Here is a 20,392-nt window from a genome sequence, read left to right on the forward strand (position 1 = left end):
GCTATGAAAGTGGGGTTTCATCTGGACGACGTGGTCAGGTTCGGCCGCTCAACGCGAAACAGCTTCCTGAGCTCCCCGCGCCCCGCGACCTCATCCACGATTCGCCCCTCGGCCTCCACCCAGGCGTGCGCCTGAAAGGGAGGCTCCGCCATCACACCGACACACCAATCCGCCCAGGAGCCGCGCAACCTGCACAGGAGCACGACGGCTGTTGAGCGGATGAGGCAGGCGGAACTGCCGCGACAGGTGGTGCTGACGGTGAGAATCTCATTTCTTGCCCGGCTGACGTCGGTGTAGGTGCCTGGCCGGGACCCCCGTGACGCGGCTGTCAAGAAGCGTCTCAATCTGGCCGGCTTCTGCTTACTCACAACCCGTGCCACGCGGACGACCGCGCGTATTGCGAGACGGGTCATGACGGGAACCTTCACCGGGGTGACCGGAAGCACCTGACTCATAGGATGCGGTTCTCCCGCAGCTGCTGAACCACCTTGTGGACGTCCGCACGGGCTTGATCGACCGAGACGTCGTAGCGGCTCAGGATCGCTTCGACGGCATCGTCCACGCTCCCGCCGGCGGAGACGATCGAGACGACCAGACTTGCCGTCGGATTCAGGTGCCAGTACTGGCCTCGCTCCTCGTCGAGCACGACTTCGCCGTAGTTCGTCTCTACGCGGCTCAACTGCGTCGATTCCCGGCGCTTGGAATGTCTCATCGTGCCCCTATCGGGTTGCAGCATTACGGGAACGCGCCCTGAGGAAGAGGGCGGTGTTTGTGAGAGCGAGCACGAATCGCGATGGCTCCCGCATCGAGTCGGGCGGGACATCACGGAAGAACCTGTCTCGGTCGATCAGGCCGTGATCGAAGAGTCCCGCTTCCTCCCAGATCTTCATCAGACTCGGGTAGTTGTTCTTGAAGCCTCGGACTGCCTGAGGTCCACCACCGACCTTCGACGTGCGCGCCAGGTAGTCCTCCGGCAAGAGGCCGGACATTGCCGCCTTCATGAGTGGCTTCCACTCCAAAGGTGAGTCGCGTTCCTGGTAGGCGACCCCCAGGACGGCCTCGACGACGTGGTCGTCGAGAAGGGGCGCGTCGACGCGCACGCCGGCGAGTTCTCCAATATGGTGCATGCCACGCGCGACTTTGCCCGCTTCTTGGACCATGTAGAGGTCAAAGTGTTCGCTTGCCGTGTCGCCGAGGGGGATGAGGATATCGGTCAAGCCTTTTAGGTCATCGATGATCGACTCACGTGCGTCTTTCGTGAGCCACGGTATGAGCTGAATGGGTACGGACCAGTCATTGATGCGAGGTATTGGCAGCTGAGCCAGCCTCACGGCATCGTCTGCGTGCTTGACCGCCGCCGCGTACCATTCGCCATACGATCGCCTGTCAAGCAGATCCCTCAGCAGGCTCAAGGCCCCCTGATTCTCAAGCAGCGGCCAGTCACGTACCCGCCGCCAAGCAAGTCGCGGGTTTGCTCGGAAGACGGCCTTCTCCCACATCGGGAGACCACGCAAGAGATGGTCTCCCCCGACCCCGGTGAGATGAATAGATGCGCCGATCTGCTGTTCCCGTTTCAGCATTTCCAGGAACCTGGGCGTCGCCGCTGCCGCCTGAGTCGGCTCGTCTGGAAAGATCGAGACCTCCAGCCCTCCGAAGAACTCGGGCAGGTCCGCAGTCGATGAAACGACATGCTGCGTCACTCCGGGCATGCTCGCGATTGCCTTCTTTGCCCAGAGGAGATCTTCGCCTCCGCCGATCTGGTCTGCGTAGAGCGTATTCGCTACGCATCCGACAGGGCCTTGTGCCGCGAAGTAGCAGACGGGAGTGGAGTCAAGGCCGCCAGACAGATCGGCAACGACGGTCTGGCCGCCCGAGGTGCGTACAGCGACTGCGGCCGCAAGCGCGGCGCGAAGCCTCTCGGCACCCTCACGTCTCGAACCCGTGGGCGTTGGGCGCGTCCACCAAACCGGCTGTCTCAGCGAGGAACCGTCCGATGTCACAGCGACGTAGCGGTGGCCGGGAACTGATTCGACGCCTGCCCAGACGGGGAGATCGTTCAGCGGCGCGGGCAGACCCATGGCGAGATGCAGCCTGGTGCGGCTGGTCTCCAGGCGTGTGTCGCCGAGGTAGGCCAACACGTCTGCCCTGTCCGACACGAGATGAACACCGTTGACCCGTGCGGTGAACACCCGCCGCGTCTGACTCACCGGTCCGCGAGCGACCAGGCCACCAGGCGTGTTCGCGAAGAGGACGAAGCTTCCGTCGAAACGGCTCCCCGCTCGCACAAGTCCGTCCGGGTCCTCAGCTAGGGGAAGCAGTTGGCGCAACCCGAGATGGTTCGCAGAGGCGGGGCCCAGCAACGCGACCGCGCACTGACCTGCGGCTTCGTGTATCAGCGGGTCCGTACCGGTCTTGGCGATGAGCCATGGGCGCCCGGAGGAGTGATGAAGCCTGACGTCGCCTATCCCGCGCAGTCGCTCCTCGACGCCAGCGGCAGCGGCACTGTCAGGAAGAAGTACGACAAACTGACCAACCCGATCGAGATCCACTTTGCTATTCCCCTGACGAGTCGTTGTGAGCAGCAAGGACTCAGCCGCCCTGGTGATCGTCGCCGGCTCGGTCTGGATCACCCTAGGTAGGACCAGGGGCCCATGCAAGGTCACTTATGTAGTCCGACGACCACCCGGTGTTCGGTGTGGACCAGCAGCTCAGTCGCGTCGCGTGTGGTCTGGATCCGGCGGGCGGCGGGCAGCCCGGCGCGGGGGCCACGGAGCCCGTGACCGATGGCGAGCAGCCGGGCGCTGAACGTGGTGCCCAGCAGGAACGGCGGGCGATACGGGATCCATCGCACCGGAGTCGATCCGCCAGGTGCCCAGGAACGCGATCAGCAGCAGGATCATGGCCGGCCGGTGGCCAGGGGCATCAGCGTCTTCGCGCCGGGGAACGGCCGCTGCCAGTCGTCGAGAAACCCGATGTACGCGTCGAGCCGGGCCCGGAAGGGCCGATGCGGCGGCACCACCGGCGTGCAACCACCCTGCTCGCCGAGGCCAACGGCACCGAACTGCTCGGGGTGTGACAGCTGGATTGTGGTGACCCGCAATGATGGGGCCGCTGGGTTGCTGTAGACGACGGGGTTGGCGGCACAGGTGTAGGCGGGTCGTTTTTCGGGTCGACGGAGATGAATCGGCCGATCTTCGGGTCGTATTCGCGGGCCCGAGGTGGGTCAGGTCGGTGGAGTACTGGTCGCCGTGCCTTGTCGGCGTGCAGCTTGGCGGGTTTGCGTCGTGGTCGGCCGCTGGTCGTGCTGTTCACTTACCGGAGTCAATCCGTTTGCGGATCAACCGCGTTCTTCGACAAGCTCTGTGACACTGGCGTAATCGAGCTGGGAGGATCAGTGGAGTTACGGGACATCGAGATCTTCCTGACGCTCAGCGCGGAACTGCACTTCGGAAGGACCGCTGAGCGGCTGCGGATCAGCCAGGCCAGGGTCAGCCAAGCGATCAAACAGCAGGAACGCAGCATCGGGGGCAGGTTGTTCGAGCGCACCAGCAGGGCCGTGCGGCTCACGCCGCTGGGCGATCAGCTGCGTGACGACCTCACACCGCATTACCAGGGAGTGAAGGAGAGCCTCGCGCGAGCGCGGCTTTCCGCCCGCGGCGTCACCGCCGTGTTGCGCATCGGCACCATCGCCGCGTTCATCCACGATCTCGATCCGGTGTGGAGCGACTTTCGCCGACGTCACCCGCAGTGGGGCCTCAACATCCGCTACACCCAGTACCTCGACGCCTTCGCCGCGCTACGCCGCAACGACATGGACGCGCTGATCTGCTGGCTTCCCGTGGAGGAGGTCGACTTCACCGTCGGGCCGCTGGTGCACACCGGGCAGCGTGTCCTGGCGGTGGCCCACGACCATCCGCTGACCAGGCGCAGCACCGTGTCCCTGGAGAGACTGGCCGAGGACCACGGCGTCGTCACCGGCCAGCCCCACATCCCCGACTACTGGGAAGACGCCTGCGTTCCCTTCCACACGCCCAAAGGCAGAGCCATCGAGCGGCGCGTACACGTGGCGACGCTGGAAGACATCCTCATGCTCGTCGGGACCGGGCAGGTCACCCACCTCATGCGCGCCGATGCTCCCCGGTACCACAGCCGGCCCGACCTGACCTTCGTCCCTTTCGAGGACGCCCCGGACATGCGCTGGGCACTGGTGTGGCGCAGCGACAGCGACGACAACCCGCGCGTCCGGGCGCTGGCCGGCATCTTCCGCGAACACGGACCCTTGCGGCACTGACGAAAGCCCGGAAGTCGCGGCTGCCTCCCCTTGACGCGGGCGCACACCGCGCTCGACGAGGGCTGGGGCAGTTCACGTCACCAAGCAGGTGCACCGATAACGTCTGGTTATCGCGCCTTAAGAAGGCTGCCGTAGATGAGCCGGCGAGGTAGCTGAGAGGCTGACCCGGTCCAAGCGATCTGGACGCCGCTGGGTCGATCTCCGTTGATGGGGGAGCGACCTCGACCGTGTCTGGTTCCGCCCCTGGCTCCACGTTGTTCGCCTGGGAGGCATGCATGAGAAAGTCGATCGGTACCATCGCCCTGCTATTGAGCATCGCTGCCGTGGGGATCGCGAACCCTGCTGCGGCTTCGGCCGCCAACCAGTCCTCCGCCCGGCATTGCGTCGGCAACCTGGACACCGGCCGGATCACCTGTGCCAGCGACCAACAGCAGGCCCGGCAACTCAGCGATGTCGGAGCAGCGGCCCTGACGATCGCGATCTTCTACGACAACACCGGCTACAACACCGCTGCGGGCACGTTCACCTGGACCCAGTCTCGCCAGTGCACCAGCACTTACGACAATGAGTTTGAGTGGGTCGATCTCAGCAGCGTCGGCTGGAACAACCGGGTCAGCTCGGTGCATACCTACAACCAGTGCGACGTCAAGTTCTACAACCTGGCGAACTTCGGGGGTGCCTCCTCGACGTGGATCGATCAGGCATCGAACCTCGGCACCATCGGCGACGGCTGGAGCAACCGAGCGGGCTCGGTCAAGTTCTCCTAGTAGTGCATTGTTGGGGACGGGTTGGTGGCAGAGGGGCAGCACCGAGCCGGGTCGCGAGTAGGTCCTGCGGTTGCCGCAGGACGGCGTAGAGGCTCAGGTCTGCCCCGTTGCTATTGGCGTGTCAGCCGCGGTTGGTTTTGTAACAGTTGGGCGGCCGCGGTGAGGGTGACGAGGCGGTGCCAGCCGATCCAGGAGCGGCCTTCGAAGTGGTACGTGGTCGAGCAGCTCGGCGATCCGGCCGGGGTGTAACGCCAGTACCCCGGCACCGCGGGTCGGACGGAGAATTGCCAGGTCGGGGTGTTTCTCGCCTACCACTGCAGCACGGGCACGCGCTGATCGACTGGCAGCTCTACCTCCCAACGTCGTGGACCGCGGCTGGCTCTGGCTCGGCGGCATCGTGTCGATCCAGCGCACCAGGCTACGAAACGTGCCGAGCTAACAAGGGCCGACCGCCGCGGCGACTCGGAGGACTTCGGCGGCCCGGGTCATAGGGTTCTGCCATGATCGTAAGGTGACTACGGGGAACCACGCTCCGGCGCTTCGCGTCTGGCGCGTGACAAAGTACAACCCGGCTGATCGAGATGAGCGGGGCCATTACACCGGCCGCGAAGACGCCGACAGCGACCACGGTCCGGTCGAGGCCGCCTATCTGGACACGGTGGCGGCCTTTGCCGAGGACACCGGTGTGGACGTCCTGCAGATCCGGGAGCCGTCGGTCCCCATCGTCACTGGCATCGGATCGGACATCCAGGAACGCTTTGGTGGGCTCGTCGAGCTGTTCGGCGTCGACCTAGACGGCTACCACGACGGCGCTCCTCTTCAGCTGGATCATGCCGTGGAGCTGGTGCGGTCGATGCTGCGTGGCGACGGCGTATGGTGCCGGCTGGAAGCGGGGGACGACTTCTTCGTTCACGTCGGCTGGGACCAGTACGTCTATGTCGCCAGCAGCGCTGGCTGCCCCAGAGCGGTCGCCTTCGCCCACAAGCATGGTCTGTTCGCGGAGCCGATCTCCGGTTCGCCGTACGTCTTCGGGTTGGACGACGACCACATCGACGTCCGCTCCGCCGACGCGGCATTCTGGGCCGACCTGGCGGGGTTAGTTGACGAGCTTGGCACGTGCTGCTCGAGGAGGGCTACGTGCACAACGACTCGCGATGGCACCGGCTGACCCCGAGCACCGTTGACACGGTTCGTGACAGGTTGACACCTCGTCCGACCAGCCTGCAGTACGCGCGCGACTAGCGGATGCCGCTGCCGCAACAGCTTTGTCGGTGTACGCCGAGCAACGCCGCCCTCTACTGACGGCCGTACTTCCCGATGCCGATGGAGTCCTGCGCGCCCGCTGGACTCCATAGCCGGTAAGTACCGCAACGGCCTGGAAACCCTGCTCTCGGCGAAGTTCCGCATGCCCCGTGGCCGTCATCGTGGACCTGTACGCCAGCCGCGGCTGAAGCCTCGGTCATCCTCTGTGTCGTCGACCTGCTGGACCTGGTCGTGGTCACGGCATCAGATGGACGCGGATCCGTCTGGCCGTAACCGCCGCATCCTCCAGGACGGCCAGCCGGGGCTCGGCGGATTCGAGCAGGTGTGGATGACGCAGTAGCGCCAGCGGCGCCAGACGCCGGTCGGTCAGCACCGCGTCGATCATCGACCGGTCGCCGCCACAGACCAGGGCACTGACCGCATCGTGAGGGTCGGCGACAACACCGGGCGCATGGGGCAGCATGATCCGCGCGGCGATGTCCGCAGCCCGCGCAGTAGCAGCCTGGGCCTGGTTGGCGCGGCGACGTGCGTAGCGCTGCTGCGAGGAACCGCCGGCCGCGGTGCGACCCTGCACGTAGAATCGCTCGACCTTGGAGACGGTGATGGTCGTACCGTCCGCGACACCGGCGGCAACCGCGCCCTTACGGGCCAGCAGCACGGCGATCCGGGGCGGTCGGATGATACGGGCCAACAGCGTGTCGACGTCCTTCGCGTCGGCAAGCCCCGGCGGCGGATACAGCGTGGCGGTGTCACCGTTGCTCACACCGGTCAACACGAGGCCCTGCTCGGTGGCGCCGTCGTGGCGGCTGTAGAAGCCGTCGAGCCAACCACGAATCCTCTCCGGTGAGATCTCCACCCACCGCCCGCCACCCGCGGCGGGTCGCGCCTTCACCACGTGAACTCCCCCTGTCAGGAACGGCCGGCCTGCACCCACCATGCTCACAAAGAAGCGGGGCGCGCCATCGAACACCGCCCAGATGATGCCCGGCTCCGCCGAGTTGCGGGCGTCAGGTGGTGGCTGCAGGCTGGCTGACCGGGGTCGTTTCGGGGTGAGGATCGGGGTGCCAGCCGAGTTCGACTGACCGGCGGCAGGTGGCTGGGTCGTCGCCGCAACTGATGTACAGGGCGGTGAGCATGGGTGCGCCGTGGCCGAGTGCCTGGCGCGGTAGGGGACCTGTGGCCACCAGGGACACCAGTCCGTGGCCGATGGTCCAGCTTTGTGTGGCCAGGGCCAGGGCGTCGACGTCGTGGCGGAAGCGTCCGATGTCCTTGGCCCGGTCGATGGCGCGTAGCAGGCAATTCAGTGATTCGTCTGCGGCTGCGGGGTCTTCCAGTTCGTAGCCGGCATCGAACATGACCCGGTAGAGGTCGGGGTTGGCCAGGGCGTTGGACAGGTAGGCGGCCCCCAGGGCGGCGAGGTCTCGTACCGGGTCTGCTGACAGCGGGACCGCCTCGAGCTTGGCGGCAAGGCGAACGAATCCCTCCTGACGGGTTGCCTGCCACAAGCCGTCCATCCCGCCGAAGTAGGTGTAGACGGCCATGGTCGACACGCCGGTTCCCGCGACGAGCGAGCGTAGGGTGACCGGCTCCCGGGCGCGCAGCATCTGCGCGGCTCGCTCGATCAGCAGGGTGCGGACCGCGGGGTCTCTTGTTCTGACCATGGCGCCACAATACATAGCAATGCTATGTTTAGACGTCCGATCTTCTGCCGCCGATGCGAGGAGTGGTTCATGGCCGTGGAGCTGGTCAACCCCGACGGACTGCCGAAGCCCGAGGTGTACCGGCAGTTGTCGATCGCCACCGGATCGAGGCTGGTGTTCCTGGCGGGCCAGGTGGCTCGCGACGCGGATGGAAACCCGGTTGGCGAGGGCGATCTGGCCGCCCAGGTCGAGCAGGCATACCTCAACATCGGTACGGCCCTGGCTGGGGTCGGTGGCTCGTTCGACGATGTGGCGAAGCTGACCATCTACATCGTCGACTGGTCCCCTGACAAGATGCCCTTGCTGGGCGAAGGTGTGGCCAGGGCGGCCGCGAAGCTGGGGATCGACCCGGTCAAGCCGATCACCCTGCTGGGTGTCGCCGCGCTGGGTGAGCCCGACCTGCTGGTCGAGGTGGAGGCCACCGCCGTCCTCGACTGACCCCTGTGCTCCGCTGACGCAGCGCACGCATCGCCCTCGAGACAGGAAGCGGCCGCCCCCGTACGCTCAAGCCGTGATTCGCGCGTCACGCAACGTGAGTGTGATCGGCGCGTCGGCAGGTGCCGCGCTGGGCGCGCTGACCGCTCCGCTGCTGGGGCTGCGCGACGCCGCCAGTCTCCGGCAGGCCGCAGCGGCGGCGGTCGGGCCGGGGGCCTGACGCGTACGTCACGGTCCTGCCGCCGGTGGAGCCCGACGCGCGGGCGTTGGCCCGAGCCTGGCGGACGCCGGGGCCGACGAACGGCACCTGTACCGCGCGGGGCTGGCCGCCACGTGGCGTCCCGACGCCGCCGCGGCGGCGCTGTGCGTCCTGAGGTCGCCCCGCTGGGCCCCGCGGCCGGGACCGCCGGCCCGACCGGGGTCGGGTCTCATTGCATTAATACTTAACTATCTTTATAGTTCGATGGCACTAGATTCCCTCCCGACCACCGGAGGTGTCCCCGTGCGACTTCGCGGCAGAATGATCCTGGCCGCCGCCCTGCTGGCGGCGGTGGCGTTGGCACCACTGACCCTGGCCGGCACGGCCGGCGCTGCAGCGGCACCGACCGCGAGCTTCGCCAAGGTGAACGACTGGGGCTCCGGCTGGGAGGGCAGCTACCGGATCACGAACTCCGGCAGCAGCACGATCACCTCTTGGCGGCTGGAGTTCGACCTGCCCGCCGGCACCACCGTCGGAACGTACTGGGACGCGCTGCTGACCAGCAGCGGCCAGCACCACACCTTCACCAACCGCTCCTGGAACGGCACGGTCGCCCCGGGTGCCTCCGTGACCTTCGGCTTCGTCGCCACCGGCACCGGCACCCCGACCGGCTGCACGCTCAACGGCCAGCCCTGCGCCGGCGGCACGACGCCGCCCACCACCCCGCCGCCGACCAGCGCGCCGCCGACCACACCTCCGCCGACGACCGCACCGCCCACCACCCCGCCGCCGACCACCGTCTCGCCGGTCGCGGCCAACGGCCAGCTCCGGGTCTGCGGTCGCCAGCTCTGCAACCGCGACGGCCGCGCGATCCAGTTGCGCGGCATGAGCACGCACGGCATCCAGTGGTACGCGAACTGCGCCACCCCGACCTCCCTGGACGTGCTCGCCGGGGAGTGGAACGCCGACGTGCTACGCATCTCGATGTACATCCAGGAGGGCGGGTACGAGACCGACCCGCGCCGCTTCACCGACCTGGTGCACCAATACATCGAGCTGGCCACCGCCCGGGGCATGTACGCCATCGTCGACTGGCACATGCTCAGCCCCGGCGACCCGAACCACAACCTGACCCGGGCGCGCACCTTCTTCGCCGAGATCGCCGACCGGCACAAGGACAAAGTCAACGTGCTCTACGAGATCGCCAACGAGCCCAACGGCGTGGCGTGGAGCGCCATCAAGAGCTACGCCGACCAGGTCATTCCGGTCATTCGCAGCCGGGACCCGGAGGCCGTGGTGCTGGTCGGCACCCCTGACTGGTCCTCCCTCGGCGTCTCCGGCAGCGGCGGCGGGGTGGACACGATCGCGGCGAACCCGGTTGCCGGCGGCAACCTGATGTACGTCTTCCACTTCTACGCCGCCTCGCACGGCAACGCGTACTACGACACCTTCGCGCGGGCCGCCGACCGGCTGCCGCTGTTCGTCACCGAGTTCGGCACCCAGGACTACTCCGGTGACGGCCCGAACGACTTCGCCATGGCCCAGCGCTACCTCGATCTGATGGCCAGCAAGAAGATCAGCTGGACCAACTGGAACTTCTCCGACGACTTCCGCTCCGGCGCGGTCTTCACCACCGGCACCTGCGGCAGCGGCCAGTTCGGCGGCACCAGCCGCCTCAAGCCGGCCGGCGCCTGGATCCGCGACCGTATCCGCACCCCCGACACCTTCTAACCAGGGCGACCTAACCAGGGCGACCGCAGTCGGGGCGACAGCTGCGTCAGTGAGACGACCGAGGGTGCGGTCACCGGCTGTCGGCTCCGCCTGAAAACCGACCCCTCTGTTTCCGGATCCTGCCCGGAAACAGAGGGGTCACAGTTCGACCGGCGCTGACACCGCGTGCGCGGGGAGCATCCGCGCGCCTCGCACCCAGGGGCCGCTCTCAGCGGGATCACCCGCGGGACGCGTTTGCCGTACGGCAGAGGCGCCGAATCGACTGGGCCCAGGATGGCCGGCCCGTAGTCGCCGTAGAAATGTGTCCGAGGCTTGTCCGCAGGTGCGCGAAGGCGGATGCAGGCGTGCCGCCGTACCTCTCAAGAGGCATCGCGGGCCCCGGCAACCGGCGCACACCGACGTGGCTCGACGCGTTCTGACAGTCGTTGGACTACCTGGTGCATCATCAGATCGGGCGCCTCGCCGGCAGGGCGTCCGAGGTCGCGGAAGATGGCCTGGGCCGCCTCGTGACAGGCCAGCGCCTCCCGGTGGCGCCCCTGCAGCCTGCGGAGGAGGCCAAGCTGCCGCAGCGACTCGGCCTCGCCGTGACGGTCGCCCATCTCACGGTAGATCGCCAGGCACCGCGTCAGGCAGTCGAGCGCCGCAACGTGGTGGCCCGTGTCGCGGTGCAGGATGCCGAGGTCGAGCAGTCCGACGGCCTGGCCGTAGCAGTCACCCAACTGCTCGAAGATCGCCAGCGCCTGCCGGTGACACTTCAGCGCCTGCCGGTATCTTCCCTGCGTCCGGTAGATGGGGCCGAGATTGTCCAGGATCATCGCCTGACCGCGGATGTTGCCGAGTTTCTCGTACATGCGCAGGCTGTCGCGGTAGTAGTCTTCCGCCTTGTCGAACTGGCCCATTGCCTGGTGGGTGACGCCCAGGATCTGCAGGCAGTGCGCCTCGCCGCCGTCGTTGCCCAGTTCCCGGTGGATCGCCCGGCTCTCCAGGAGGCACTCGATCGCCTCGGACGAACGGCCCAGCTGACCGAGGGCGGCGCCGAGATCGTTCCAGGCGTTCGCGTACGCCCGCCGGTCACCCGCCTGGCGGGCGACGGTGCCGGCGATCCGGTTGACCTCGGCCGCGTGGCTCCAGTGGCCGCGTAGCCGCAGGAACGCGTAGAGCGCCCGGGCCAGTTGCACCGGTACGGTCGGGGGGATGCCGTATGTGTCGGCGGCCTGGCGCACGGCCGCAACCACGTTGGACCTCTCCGCTTCCAGCCAGTCGAGGGCGGCGCAGGCGTCGGCGAAGTCGAGACCGTCCGGACCCTTTCGCCGATCGCGTTGCGAGAGTCGCCAGTCCCCGGGGCGAATCACCGCCGAGGCGTTCCAGGCGGTCGCGACGTACCCTTCGAAGACCCGCCTGAGCGCGGCCGTCCGTTGCTGTACCGGCTGGCTGCCGGTGGCCAGCTCGCGCCCGTACAGCCGGAGCAGATCGTGCAGCCTGTACCGGCCGTGGGCCGGCGTGTCGAGCAGGTTGGCGTCGACCAGGCGCTCCAGGATCCGCTCGGCCTCCGGCTCGGGCCGGTCCAGCAGCCAGGCCGCCACCGGCACGCTGATGTCGGCACCGTCGAGCAGGCTGAGCAGGCCGAACGCCTCGGCGGCCGCGCGGTCGCACGGATCCTCGCTGCGGGACAGCTCCTGGTGCGAGACGGCGAGGCTCGCGCGGAACCCCATGTCGGTGACCTCGAGTTCGTCGAGCCGCCGTTGCGCGTCGGCCAGCCGGTCGGCGAGAACCCGTAGCGTCCAGCCAGGCCGGGCGGTGAGGCGTGCGCCGGCGATCCGCAGCGCCAGCGGCAGGTATCCGCAGGCGCGGGCCACGTCGGCGGCCACGCCGGGTTCGGCGTCGACCCGCGCCGCGCCGGCGATCTGAGCCAGCTGCCGCACGGCCGCCGACGCGGTGAGCACATCCAGCTTGAGATGCACAGTGCCGGGCATGCTGGTCAGCGTGCGGCGGCTGGTCACCAGCACCGCACACCGCGACGAGCCGGGGAGCACGGGGATGACCTGGGCCGGTTCGCGTGCGTTGTCGAGTACCAGCAACAGCCGCCGCAACGCGACCTCCGACCGGAAGCGGGCGGCCGCCTCCTCCACGTCCGTCGGGACGTGCTCCGCGGCGACGCCCAACGCGCGCAGAAAACGGGCGAGTACCTCCAGCGGGGCCAGCGGGTGCAGGCCCTCGCTGTATCCCTGGAGGTCGATGTAGAGCTGACCGTCGGGGAAGGCCGCTGCCGCGCGATGGGCCGCGTGGATCGCCAGCGCCGACTTGCCGATCCCGCCGGCTCCCTCGATCGCCACGATCCCCAATGGACCCGAGCTGTCGAGCACGGCGAGCGCGCGCTGGATCCGCAGTAGTTCCGCGCCCCGGCCCACGAGTTCGGTGACGTCAGCGGGCAGCTGGCGCGGCACCGGGACGGGCACCGCGTCGCCGGCGGCGGTCGTGGCGGCCGGCGGTACGGACGGGGAGGCCTCGTCGAGGTCGCCGTTCAGGAGCGCCCGGTGGATCTCCTGGACGGCCTCACCGGGCTCGACCCCGATGTCGTCGACGAGGCGGCGGCGCAGCCTCCGGTAGGCGTTGAGTCCCTCGCTCCGTCGACCGGCACGGTGTAGCGCGATCATCAACTGCCCGGCGAACCGCTCGTGGAGCGGGTGCTCCTCCACGAGGTGGTTCAGCTCGGGCAGCAGCCGGGTGTGCTCGCCAGTGGCCAGCTCGGCGTCGATGCAGTCGGCATGTGCCGCGAGCCGGCGCTCGTTGAGGCTGGCGGCCTCGGACTCCAGGGTCAGCCCTGTCAGGCCGGCGAGGGCGTTGCCGCGCCAGAGCGCGAGTGCCGTGCGGAGCGCGGTGGCGGCATGGGCCGGCTCCGGTTCGTGCCGCGCCTTCTCGACGAGGTGCCCGAAGACGTCGACGTCCAGCTCGTCCGGGCCGACCCGCAGCCGGTACCCGACGTCGTGGGTGTCGATGGCCCCGCCCACCCGGGCGAACCGGGTACGTAGTGCGGCGACGCGATTCTGGACCTGGCGGCGGACCGTGGCCGGCGGGTTGCCACCCCAGCCGGCCTCCGCCAGCCGGTCGTGGGTGACGACCAGGTTCGGGTTGAGCAGCAGCATGGCGAGTATCCGTTGGGATCGATGACCTCCGACGTGCAGCTCCCGGCCGTTCGCCGACACCCGCAGCGGACCCAGAATGGCGAACTCCATACGACGCCGTCCCCCGATGCCGATCGCATTGGTGTTACTCGATGATTGTCCTGCCGTCAAGAGTTGTCGCTGATGAAAATTCTGTGATCAGACGATGTTGACTATGAGCATAGTTCTGATTGCCCATCTCGTCCGGGGCCGACGTGCACGGGGGAACGTTGTGTTCAGCTCGCTCGATTTCGATCCGATCCAGGCGCTTGCCGAACCTCGCGCACAGCACGACCCCTTTCTGGTTTACGGACCCCTTCTGGACCAGCATCCGGTGTTTTGGTATGAGCCGCTGCGGTCGTGGGTGTTGACCCGGTATGACGATTGCAGCGCGGTCCTCCGGGACAGCGCCCGGTTCAGCACCGACTGGAGCCGAGTCGGTGAGGTGGTGCCGCCAGCCGCGCGCAGCATCCAGGCGCTCGACCCGCCGGAACAGACCCCGGTACGTCGGCTGTTCGTCGAGGCGGTGCGCGCGGCACACGGTGACGTGCTGCGCGACGAGGTGGTGCGAGAAGCGAGCGCCCGGCTCGACGCGTTGGCGAGTCGGGAATCGTTCGACTTCGTCACCGAGTTCGCCGAGCCGCTCGCCCTGCACACCACAGCCTTCCTGCTCGGCGTTCCGGCGCCGGAACAGGCGTGGTTCGTACCGTTGGCCAACGCCATCTCCGACGGCATGGACGGACACCTGTTCACCGACCGGCTGGCGCCGGCCACGGCGGCGCGGGCCGAACTCGCCGCACTGACCGCGCGCTGGCTGGCCGATCCCGGCGCAACGGGCGTGGTCGGCTTCGTGGCGCAGCGCGCCGGGCACTACGGCGTCGAAGCGGCCCTGACGGCGACGACGCTGCGGGTCGCGCTGCACGCCGGGTACACCTCGGCCAGCAAGTTGCTGAGCCTGTCCGCGGTGGCGCTGCTTGGCGTGTCCGGCGCGTCGAACCTGCCCGGCGGGCTTGACGCGTTCAGGTCGGCCGACCCGAACACCGCGGTCGAGGAGCTGACCCGGTACACCTCGCTGGTGCAGGGCGTGGCCCGGGCCTGCGTGCAGGACACCGAGTTGGCCGGCGTCACGCTGCGCCAGGGTGATGCGGTCACCCTGCTGCTCGGCGCCGCCAACCGGGATCCGGCCCGCTTCGACGGCCCCGCCGAACTGCGGCTGACCCGTTCGCCCAATCCACACCTGGGCTTCGGCCGCGGCACCCATGCCTGTATCGGTTCGCTGTTCGCCGTGATGCAGACCGGGATCGTGTTCTCGATCCTGGCTGACCGATACCCGCGGGCGCGGTCGGTGAGCCCACCGACGTACCCGGGGAACGTGACTCAGCGCACCGTCGGCCGTTTCGAGGTGGCGCTGAGCTGATCGAGAGGAGGAACGCCATGCGTTACGACCACTGACCACGTGAGACGTGAGGTGGCTGCCGGGCCGGATGTCGGTCCGGCAGCCCCGAACCAGGACCGTCCCGCGCCGGCGCCGAGGCGCCCCCGGCGCCCTATCCGCCAGGGAGAACGATGACCGCCGACCCGTACGCGTTCGCTGCCGGCTACTACGACCTGTTCCGCGCCCGGCCGGACTCCTGGCCGCCGGTCGGCTTCTTCGCCGACCTCGCCCCGGTGGGCGGGCAGGCGCTCGAAATCGGGCCAGGCACTGGCCGGATCACCCTCGCTGTCGCCGAACGGGCCGCCGGGGTGCACTGCCTGGAGCGCTCGGCCACGATGCGCGCGGTGCTACTGGCCAAGCTCGCAGCGCGACCGGACCTCCGGGACCGGATCACGATCCTCGACGGGGCCGCACCCGACTTCGACCTGGCCCGGAAGTTCGACTACGTGTACTTCGCGGGAGTGCTCGAACACATCCCGCCGCAGGCCCGTCCGGCGCTGTTCCGGACCGTCGCCGCGCACCTTGCCCCCGACGGCGTCCTGGCCATGGACATGGTGCTCGACCTGCCGGTGGCCGACGAGCCCGAGCGGCCCCGGAGCACCGCGCAGGTAGGGGAGTGCCGGTACGAGCTGTCGGTCGAGACGCGGCCCCGCGGCCTCGATCTCGCCACGCTCCGGCACGTGTACCGCACATACCACCAGAACCGGCTGGTCGCCACCGAGACGATGGAGCGCGATCACCACTACCACCGCCGCGCGGCGGTGCTGCGCGATCTGGCCACGGCCGGCCTGGTCGCGATCGGTGGCTCGGTCCAGCACGCGCCGGCCGATCAGTCGAACCCGAACAACCCGGGCACCCTGGTCGCCCAGCTCGCGCCGGTCTCGGCAGGCGGCACCGCATCGGGCTCTGCCACGCTGGATCCGGCCGCTTCGGGTGCCGGAATCCAGCGATGACCGCGGTGATGACCGATCGGCTTCCAGAGGCCGTCCGGCTGGCCCTCGAATGGGACCCCGAGCGGCTGGCCGCCGAGGTGCGGGCGCTGTCCGACCAGACCTGGCGGAACCAGCGGCCGTACGGCAGCGCCGGCCCGATGCCCGAGGTGACCCTTGACTGGAAGATCCTGTCGTTGCGCAGCCCGGGCGGCGATCCGGGCCGTACCGATCCCGGCGGTGCGGGCATGGTCGGCTTCGCCGACACCCCGTTGCTCGACCGCTGCCCGGAACTGCGCGCCGTGCTGGACGCCATCCCGGCACCGCTGCGTTCCGCTCGGCTGATGGCCCTGGGCCCCGGCACCCGGGTACACACCCATCGCGACGGCAAGTGCGGCCTGCCGTGGGGGCGGCTTCGGTTGCACGTTCCGATCATCACGCACGAGCGGGCGCTGACCGTGCTCGACGACCGGGAGTGGCACTGGCCGGCCGGTGAGCTGTGGTACGGCGACTTCAACCGGCTCCATCACGTCCGCAACGAGGGGTCGACCACCCGGATCCACCTCGTCATCGACTCCCTCGTCACGCCGGCAGTGATCGATCTCTTTCCTGCGGACTTCCGGCGCACCCTGCCGTACGCCGACGTCGTCTTCGCCCGGCAACCCGTGCCGCTGCAGGAGTGGGAACTGCCGCCGCTGTGCCGACAGTTCACGCTGCCCGTCGCATTCGCGGACTGGGCGGAGGAGGACGAGCACCTCGGCGAGCCCGATCTCCCGGCCGAGATCACCGTTGACGGCGACCGGTTGGTGCTGGCGATCGCCGGTGGGCAGCGGCTGGCCCTGGTGCACCTCGGCAACGCCGAGTTCAGGCTGGAGGGCTGGTGCGACGAGCGCTGCCTGCGTCTCGACCCCGATGGCACCACAGTGCTCCGGATTCGCACAGGACGCACCGAGCGGGAATGGAAACGCTGAGTCGAACCGGGCGGGAGAGGACGAGATGCGCGCTGTACTGGCACTGGTACTGGGGGTGACACTGGCCGTGCCGGCCGGTGGATCCGGTGGAGCCGGTGACGCCGGCAAGCTGTGGCTCGCCGATCGCCTGGAGGGCACGGTGTCCGGTGCCGCCGCGACCCACCACCTGGCCGCCTGGCAACGCATCGCCGACCGCACCGAGGGCACCCGGGCCACCGGCACGCGGGGATTCGCACAGTCGGCCGACTACCTGACCCGTCGGCTGACCGACGCCGGTTACCGGGTGACCCGGCAGCCGGTTCCCTATCAGGACTTCCGGTTCGACGCCGAGCGGATCACCGAACTCACCCCGAACGCCGCCCCGATCCGGACGTACCTCCTGCGCTTCTCCCCGACGACGCCGGTCGGCGGTATCGAGGCGCCGGTGGCGGTCGTTCCCGACACCGATCCCACACCGGGCTGTGAGCCGTCCGACTTCGCCGGCCTGCCGGTGCGCGGTGCGGTGGTGCTGGCGCCACGCGGCTCCTGCGGCCTCACCCGACAGGAGCAGGTCGCCGCGGAGGCCGGGGCCCGGGCGTTGCTGCTCTACCGGATCCTCCCGCGGCCGGACAACCTGTACCGGACCGCGGTCCCCAACCCCGCGGCCGCCACCATTCCGATCGCCACCATCACCCAACGGCGCGCCCAGCAGCTTGCCGCGGACGTGGCGGCGTCGCCGGTACCGATCCGGCTCCACCTGGAGTTGCGCGGTCACACAGTTTCAGGGATCACCGAGAACATCCTGGCGGAGACTGCCGGCGGCCGCTCCGACCGCACCGTGGTCGCCGGCGCGCACCTCGACAGCGCGACCGAGGGGCCGGGCCTCAACGACAACGCGAGCAGTGCCGCCGCGTTGCTGCAGACCGCGCTGGCGCTCGCGCCGGCGCAGCGGCGGATCCGCAACAAGGTCCGCTTCGCCTGGTGGGGAGCCGAGGAACTGGTCATCCTCGGATCCACCCACTACGTCGCGAATCTCACCGCCCGGCAGCGCTCGGATATCGCGCTGTACCTCAACTGGGAACTGCTCGGCTCGGCGAACTTCGGGCGCTTCGTCATGGACGGCGTGGGCGCTCCGGCCGGCTCCACCACTGTGGCGGCGATATTTGCCGGTTACTACGCGGATCGCGGGCTCGCACACAGCACCGTGCCGGATGCGGCGATCGGGTCCGACCACGAACCCTTTGCCAGGGCCGGCATCCCGACAGGCGGCTTCCACGGCGGAACGACCGGGATCAAGACCGTCGAGGAGGAACGCCTCTTCGGTGGTCAGGCTGGTCAGATGTACGACTCCTGCTACCACCAGGCATGCGACCGGATCGAGAGTATGAGCTTGGCCGAGTTCGACCGCAACACCAGGGCCGTAGCCTGGCTGGTCGGACGCTTCGCCCTTGATGTCGACGAGGTCGTGGCACCGTTGGCGACGACGTGACGGACGAGGAGGCGTTGCCGTGCGAGTCCTGCTGCGCAACCGCAGCTTCCAGCTGCTGATATTCGGGCAGACCCTGTCGGCGCTGGGAGACCGGGCGCTCATCATCGCCTTCGGCATCTGGGCCAAGGAACTGACCGGCAGCAATGCCGCCGCTGGTGTGGCGTTCTTCTTCGTGGCGTTGCCGTATCTGTTCGCGCCGCTCGCCGGCGTGCTGATCGACCGGTTCTCCCGACGTGGGGTGTTCATCGTCGCCAACCTGGTGATGGCGGCTGTCCTGTTCGTGTGCCTGCTGGTCAACGACGCCGGCGATATCTGGGTGCTGTACGCCGTCACGTTCTGTTACGGCGTTTCGGGGATCATCATCGGCCCGACCCAGTCGACGATCATCTCGTCCACGGTGGATGAGAGGGACCTGCCCGACGCGAACGGCCTGATGCAGACCATCACCGGCGGCGTGCGGCTGCTGGCTCCGTTGGTCGGGGCGGCGCTGTTCACCGTCCTCGGCGGGAAGGCCGTGGCGGTGATCGACGCCGTGACCTTCGTCGTCGCAGCGCTGTGCGTGTGGCGGATCCGGTTCCCGGACAGCGCCCGGCCCGCCAGGGAGCCGGCCGCGTTCCGGCAGGAGATGCTTGCCGGCCTACGTCACGTTTTCGGGGTACCGATCCTGCGTCGCGTGGTCATCGCGCTCGGCGCCACCCTGCTCGTCATGGGGTTCTCCCAGACCCTGATCTTCTCGATCGTCGATGACGGGCTGCACCGCTCGACGGCCTTCATCGCCGTGCTGGTCAGCGTGCAGGGAGCAGGGACGATCGCCGCCGGTCTCGGGTCAGGCGCCCTGACCAGACGCTTCGGTGACGTCAACGTGGTCACGATCGGTATCGGCAGTATCGCCGGCGCCGCGCTGCTCTACCTGTCCTCCAACGTCTTCGTTGTGGCGGCGGGTGCGCTCTGGTTCGGCGCCGCTGCCTGTTGGACGACTGCCGGCCTCATCACGGCGGTCCAACTGCGCACGCCCGAGGAGCTGAAGGGTCGGGCACTGGCGACCTCGATGGGTGCGGTCAGCCTTCCGCAGACGGTCTCCATCGCCCTCGGTGCGGGACTGTCGCTGCTGGTCGACTATCGGATCCTGCTTGGCGCGATGGCGGTGGTCACCGTCGGGTCGGCGGCGTGGCTCGCGTGGTATTCGACCGGCGACCAGCTCGGAAAGAGACCCGCGCGGGCAACAGTGCCCGCGGCGCAGAGCGTGCAGGAGAAATAGTCGGAACGTCCCGCTCGAAGGAGAACCATGCAGATAATCAGCATCGGGTTTTTGCGCACCGGTACCACGTCGATGAAGCTGGCTCTGGAAGAGCTCGGGTTCGGTCCGTGCTATCACCTGAAGGAACTCGTCAACGAGCCGTCGCGCGCCGCCGAGTGGCTCACCGTGGCGGAAGACCCTGCGTCGGCTGACTGGAAACAACTCTACGCCGACTACAACTCCGCCGTCGGCACCCCGACCACCACGTTCTGGCGGTACGTCATCGAGGCGTTTCCGGACGCGAAGGTGATCGTGACCGTCCGGGACCCGAACGAGTGGTACGACAGCGCCACCCGCACGATCGGTGAGGCGCTCGAGCCGCCGCTTCCGGTCCGCCTGCTGACCTGGCGGCCCCGGCGCGAGCCGGACCTGCTCGACGCGGTCCAGCGGATCGCCCGCCAGCACGAAGGCGGCCAGGTTACCGACCGCGAGGAGGCGGTCGCGGCGTTCGAACAGCACCTCGCCGACGTCCGGGCCCACGTGCCGGCCGATCGGCTGCTGTTCTACAGAGTGCGTGACGGATGGGGTCCGCTCTGCGCGTTCCTCGGTGTGCCCGAGCCGGTCACGCCGTTTCCGCGGGAGAACGACCGGGCTACGTTCCGGCGCCGCATTCGCAAGGGGGTCACCCGGGTCATTGCGCGTCGGGCGGTGGGTGCGGTGGTCGTGGCCGGGGCCGTCGCACTTGCGGTCTGGGCCACGCGGCGGCCGCGCTGAGTCTCATGCCGGGCCGCTCACGATCGGCGGA

20 protein-coding genes and 1 pseudogene are annotated in these 20,392 nt (G+C 68.6%); 13 read left to right on the forward strand and 8 right to left on the reverse strand.

Annotated features, from left to right (window positions below; all coding sequences use genetic code 11):
• Positions 1–17: 17 nt before the first annotated feature.
• Genes ABZ809_RS09005 through ABZ809_RS09025 form a run of 5 tightly spaced genes read right to left on the reverse strand, consistent with a single transcriptional unit; the run spans position 18 to position 3,019 of the window.
• Positions 18–455: a lasso peptide biosynthesis B2 protein gene (locus tag ABZ809_RS09005; RefSeq protein WP_357561908.1), complete on the reverse strand. Its 438-nt coding sequence runs from the start codon at positions 453–455 to the stop codon at positions 18–20.
• Positions 452–712, reverse strand: a complete 261-nt coding sequence (locus tag ABZ809_RS09010) for a lasso peptide biosynthesis PqqD family chaperone (protein ID WP_357561909.1) — start codon at positions 710–712, stop codon at positions 452–454. The genes ABZ809_RS09005 and ABZ809_RS09010 overlap by 4 nt, the downstream gene beginning before the upstream one ends.
• A gap of 7 nt (positions 713–719) precedes the next feature.
• Positions 720–2,630, reverse strand: a complete 1,911-nt coding sequence (locus tag ABZ809_RS09015; RefSeq protein WP_357561910.1) for an asparagine synthase-related protein — start codon at positions 2,628–2,630, stop codon at positions 720–722.
• Positions 2,631–2,659: 29 nt separating this feature from the next.
• On the reverse strand, positions 2,660–2,851 hold the full coding sequence (locus tag ABZ809_RS09020; protein ID WP_357561911.1) for a hypothetical protein: 192 nt from the start codon (positions 2,849–2,851) through the stop codon (positions 2,660–2,662).
• A 45-nt stretch (positions 2,852–2,896) separates the two neighbouring features.
• On the reverse strand, positions 2,897–3,019 hold the full coding sequence (locus ABZ809_RS09025) for a hypothetical protein (protein WP_357561912.1): 123 nt from the start codon (positions 3,017–3,019) through the stop codon (positions 2,897–2,899).
• A 375-nt stretch (positions 3,020–3,394) separates the two neighbouring features.
• Between ABZ809_RS09025 and ABZ809_RS09030 the strand changes: the two genes are divergently transcribed.
• The 4 genes and pseudogenes from ABZ809_RS09030 (at position 3,395) to ABZ809_RS09045 (ending at position 6,226) form a co-directional block, all read left to right on the forward strand.
• The gene (locus tag ABZ809_RS09030; protein WP_357561913.1) at positions 3,395–4,291 is read left to right on the forward strand and encodes a LysR family transcriptional regulator; all 897 of its coding nucleotides are present in this window, start codon (positions 3,395–3,397) and stop codon (positions 4,289–4,291) included.
• 275 nt (positions 4,292–4,566) lie between these two features.
• On the forward strand, positions 4,567–5,058 hold the full coding sequence (locus tag ABZ809_RS09035) for a hypothetical protein (RefSeq protein WP_357561914.1): 492 nt from the start codon (positions 4,567–4,569) through the stop codon (positions 5,056–5,058).
• Between the two features lie 237 nt (positions 5,059–5,295).
• Positions 5,296–5,429: pseudogene (locus ABZ809_RS09040) on the forward strand (transposase); the annotation flags it as partial.
• A gap of 182 nt (positions 5,430–5,611) precedes the next feature.
• Positions 5,612–6,226 (forward strand): hypothetical protein, encoded by a 615-nt coding sequence (locus ABZ809_RS09045; protein WP_357561915.1) that lies wholly within the window; start codon positions 5,612–5,614, stop codon positions 6,224–6,226.
• A 330-nt stretch (positions 6,227–6,556) separates the two neighbouring features.
• Here the strand turns inward: ABZ809_RS09045 and ABZ809_RS09050 are convergent, their stop codons facing one another.
• Both ABZ809_RS09050 and ABZ809_RS09055 read right to left on the reverse strand, forming a co-directional pair.
• Positions 6,557–7,216 (reverse strand): acVLRF1 family peptidyl-tRNA hydrolase, encoded by a 660-nt coding sequence (locus ABZ809_RS09050; RefSeq protein ID WP_357562088.1) that lies wholly within the window; start codon positions 7,214–7,216, stop codon positions 6,557–6,559.
• A 112-nt stretch (positions 7,217–7,328) separates the two neighbouring features.
• Entirely contained in the window at positions 7,329–7,982 is a 654-nt protein-coding gene (locus ABZ809_RS09055; RefSeq protein WP_357561916.1) for a TetR/AcrR family transcriptional regulator, read from the reverse strand.
• A 69-nt stretch (positions 7,983–8,051) separates the two neighbouring features.
• On the opposite strand from ABZ809_RS09055, the gene ABZ809_RS09060 reads away from it, so the two are divergent.
• From ABZ809_RS09060 to ABZ809_RS09070, 3 genes are all read left to right on the forward strand, one after another.
• Positions 8,052–8,459, forward strand: coding sequence for a RidA family protein (locus tag ABZ809_RS09060; protein WP_357561917.1), 408 nt, complete (start codon positions 8,052–8,054; stop codon positions 8,457–8,459).
• A 73-nt stretch (positions 8,460–8,532) separates the two neighbouring features.
• A complete protein-coding gene (locus ABZ809_RS09065) occupies positions 8,533–8,676 on the forward strand; it encodes a hypothetical protein (RefSeq protein ID WP_357561918.1) in 144 nt (47 codons plus the stop codon).
• A 300-nt stretch (positions 8,677–8,976) separates the two neighbouring features.
• Complete coding sequence (locus ABZ809_RS09070; RefSeq protein WP_357562089.1) at positions 8,977–10,386, forward strand: cellulase family glycosylhydrolase; 1,410 nt, start codon at positions 8,977–8,979, stop codon at positions 10,384–10,386.
• 359 nt (positions 10,387–10,745) lie between these two features.
• Here ABZ809_RS09070 and ABZ809_RS09075 read toward each other — a convergent pair whose 3' ends face one another.
• Positions 10,746–13,619 (reverse strand): BTAD domain-containing putative transcriptional regulator, encoded by a 2,874-nt coding sequence (locus tag ABZ809_RS09075; protein ID WP_357561919.1) that lies wholly within the window; start codon positions 13,617–13,619, stop codon positions 10,746–10,748.
• A 160-nt stretch (positions 13,620–13,779) separates the two neighbouring features.
• Between ABZ809_RS09075 and ABZ809_RS09080 the strand changes: the two genes are divergently transcribed.
• The 6 genes from ABZ809_RS09080 (at position 13,780) to ABZ809_RS09105 (ending at position 20,361) form a co-directional block, all read left to right on the forward strand.
• Complete coding sequence (locus tag ABZ809_RS09080; protein ID WP_357561920.1) at positions 13,780–14,964, forward strand: cytochrome P450; 1,185 nt, start codon at positions 13,780–13,782, stop codon at positions 14,962–14,964.
• Positions 14,965–15,113: 149 nt separating this feature from the next.
• Positions 15,114–15,935, forward strand: a complete 822-nt coding sequence (locus ABZ809_RS09085) for a class I SAM-dependent methyltransferase (protein WP_357561921.1) — start codon at positions 15,114–15,116, stop codon at positions 15,933–15,935.
• Between the two features lie 8 nt (positions 15,936–15,943).
• Positions 15,944–16,882 carry an aspartyl/asparaginyl beta-hydroxylase domain-containing protein gene (locus ABZ809_RS09090; RefSeq protein ID WP_357561922.1) on the forward strand — a complete coding sequence of 313 codons (939 nt, stop codon included), beginning with the start codon at positions 15,944–15,946 and terminating at the stop codon, positions 16,880–16,882.
• A gap of 25 nt (positions 16,883–16,907) precedes the next feature.
• Positions 16,908–18,350 (forward strand): M28 family peptidase, encoded by a 1,443-nt coding sequence (locus ABZ809_RS09095; RefSeq protein WP_357561923.1) that lies wholly within the window; start codon positions 16,908–16,910, stop codon positions 18,348–18,350.
• A gap of 19 nt (positions 18,351–18,369) precedes the next feature.
• Positions 18,370–19,608, forward strand: coding sequence for an MFS transporter (locus ABZ809_RS09100; RefSeq protein WP_357561924.1), 1,239 nt, complete (start codon positions 18,370–18,372; stop codon positions 19,606–19,608).
• A gap of 27 nt (positions 19,609–19,635) precedes the next feature.
• A complete protein-coding gene (locus ABZ809_RS09105) occupies positions 19,636–20,361 on the forward strand; it encodes a sulfotransferase family protein (RefSeq protein WP_357561925.1) in 726 nt (241 codons plus the stop codon).
• Positions 20,362–20,392 lie beyond the last annotated feature (31 nt).

The sequence above is a fragment of the Micromonospora sp. NPDC047074 genome, assembly GCF_040643815.1.
Classification (GTDB): domain Bacteria; phylum Actinomycetota; class Actinomycetes; order Mycobacteriales; family Micromonosporaceae; genus Micromonospora.

Excerpts from the sequence above, each read along its gene's own strand:
- ABZ809_RS09060 (WP_357561917.1), top strand. The coding sequence starts at position 8,052 with ATGGCCGTGGAGCTGGTCAACCCCGACGGACTGCCGAAGCCCGAGGTG.
- ABZ809_RS09090 (WP_357561922.1), top strand. The coding sequence starts at position 15,944 with ATGACCGATCGGCTTCCAGAGGCCGTCCGGCTGGCCCTCGAATGGGAC.
- ABZ809_RS09095 (WP_357561923.1), top strand. The coding sequence starts at position 16,908 with ATGCGCGCTGTACTGGCACTGGTACTGGGGGTGACACTGGCCGTGCCG.
- ABZ809_RS09035 (WP_357561914.1), top strand. The coding sequence starts at position 4,567 with ATGAGAAAGTCGATCGGTACCATCGCCCTGCTATTGAGCATCGCTGCC.
- ABZ809_RS09005 (WP_357561908.1), bottom strand. The coding sequence starts at position 455 with ATGAGTCAGGTGCTTCCGGTCACCCCGGTGAAGGTTCCCGTCATGACC.
- ABZ809_RS09105 (WP_357561925.1), top strand. The coding sequence starts at position 19,636 with ATGCAGATAATCAGCATCGGGTTTTTGCGCACCGGTACCACGTCGATG.
- ABZ809_RS09075 (WP_357561919.1), bottom strand. The coding sequence starts at position 13,619 with ATGGAGTTCGCCATTCTGGGTCCGCTGCGGGTGTCGGCGAACGGCCGG.
- ABZ809_RS09010 (WP_357561909.1), bottom strand. The coding sequence starts at position 712 with ATGAGACATTCCAAGCGCCGGGAATCGACGCAGTTGAGCCGCGTAGAG.
- ABZ809_RS09070 (WP_357562089.1), top strand. The coding sequence starts at position 8,977 with ATGATCCTGGCCGCCGCCCTGCTGGCGGCGGTGGCGTTGGCACCACTG.
- ABZ809_RS09055 (WP_357561916.1), bottom strand. The coding sequence starts at position 7,982 with ATGGTCAGAACAAGAGACCCCGCGGTCCGCACCCTGCTGATCGAGCGA.
- ABZ809_RS09085 (WP_357561921.1), top strand. The coding sequence starts at position 15,114 with ATGACCGCCGACCCGTACGCGTTCGCTGCCGGCTACTACGACCTGTTC.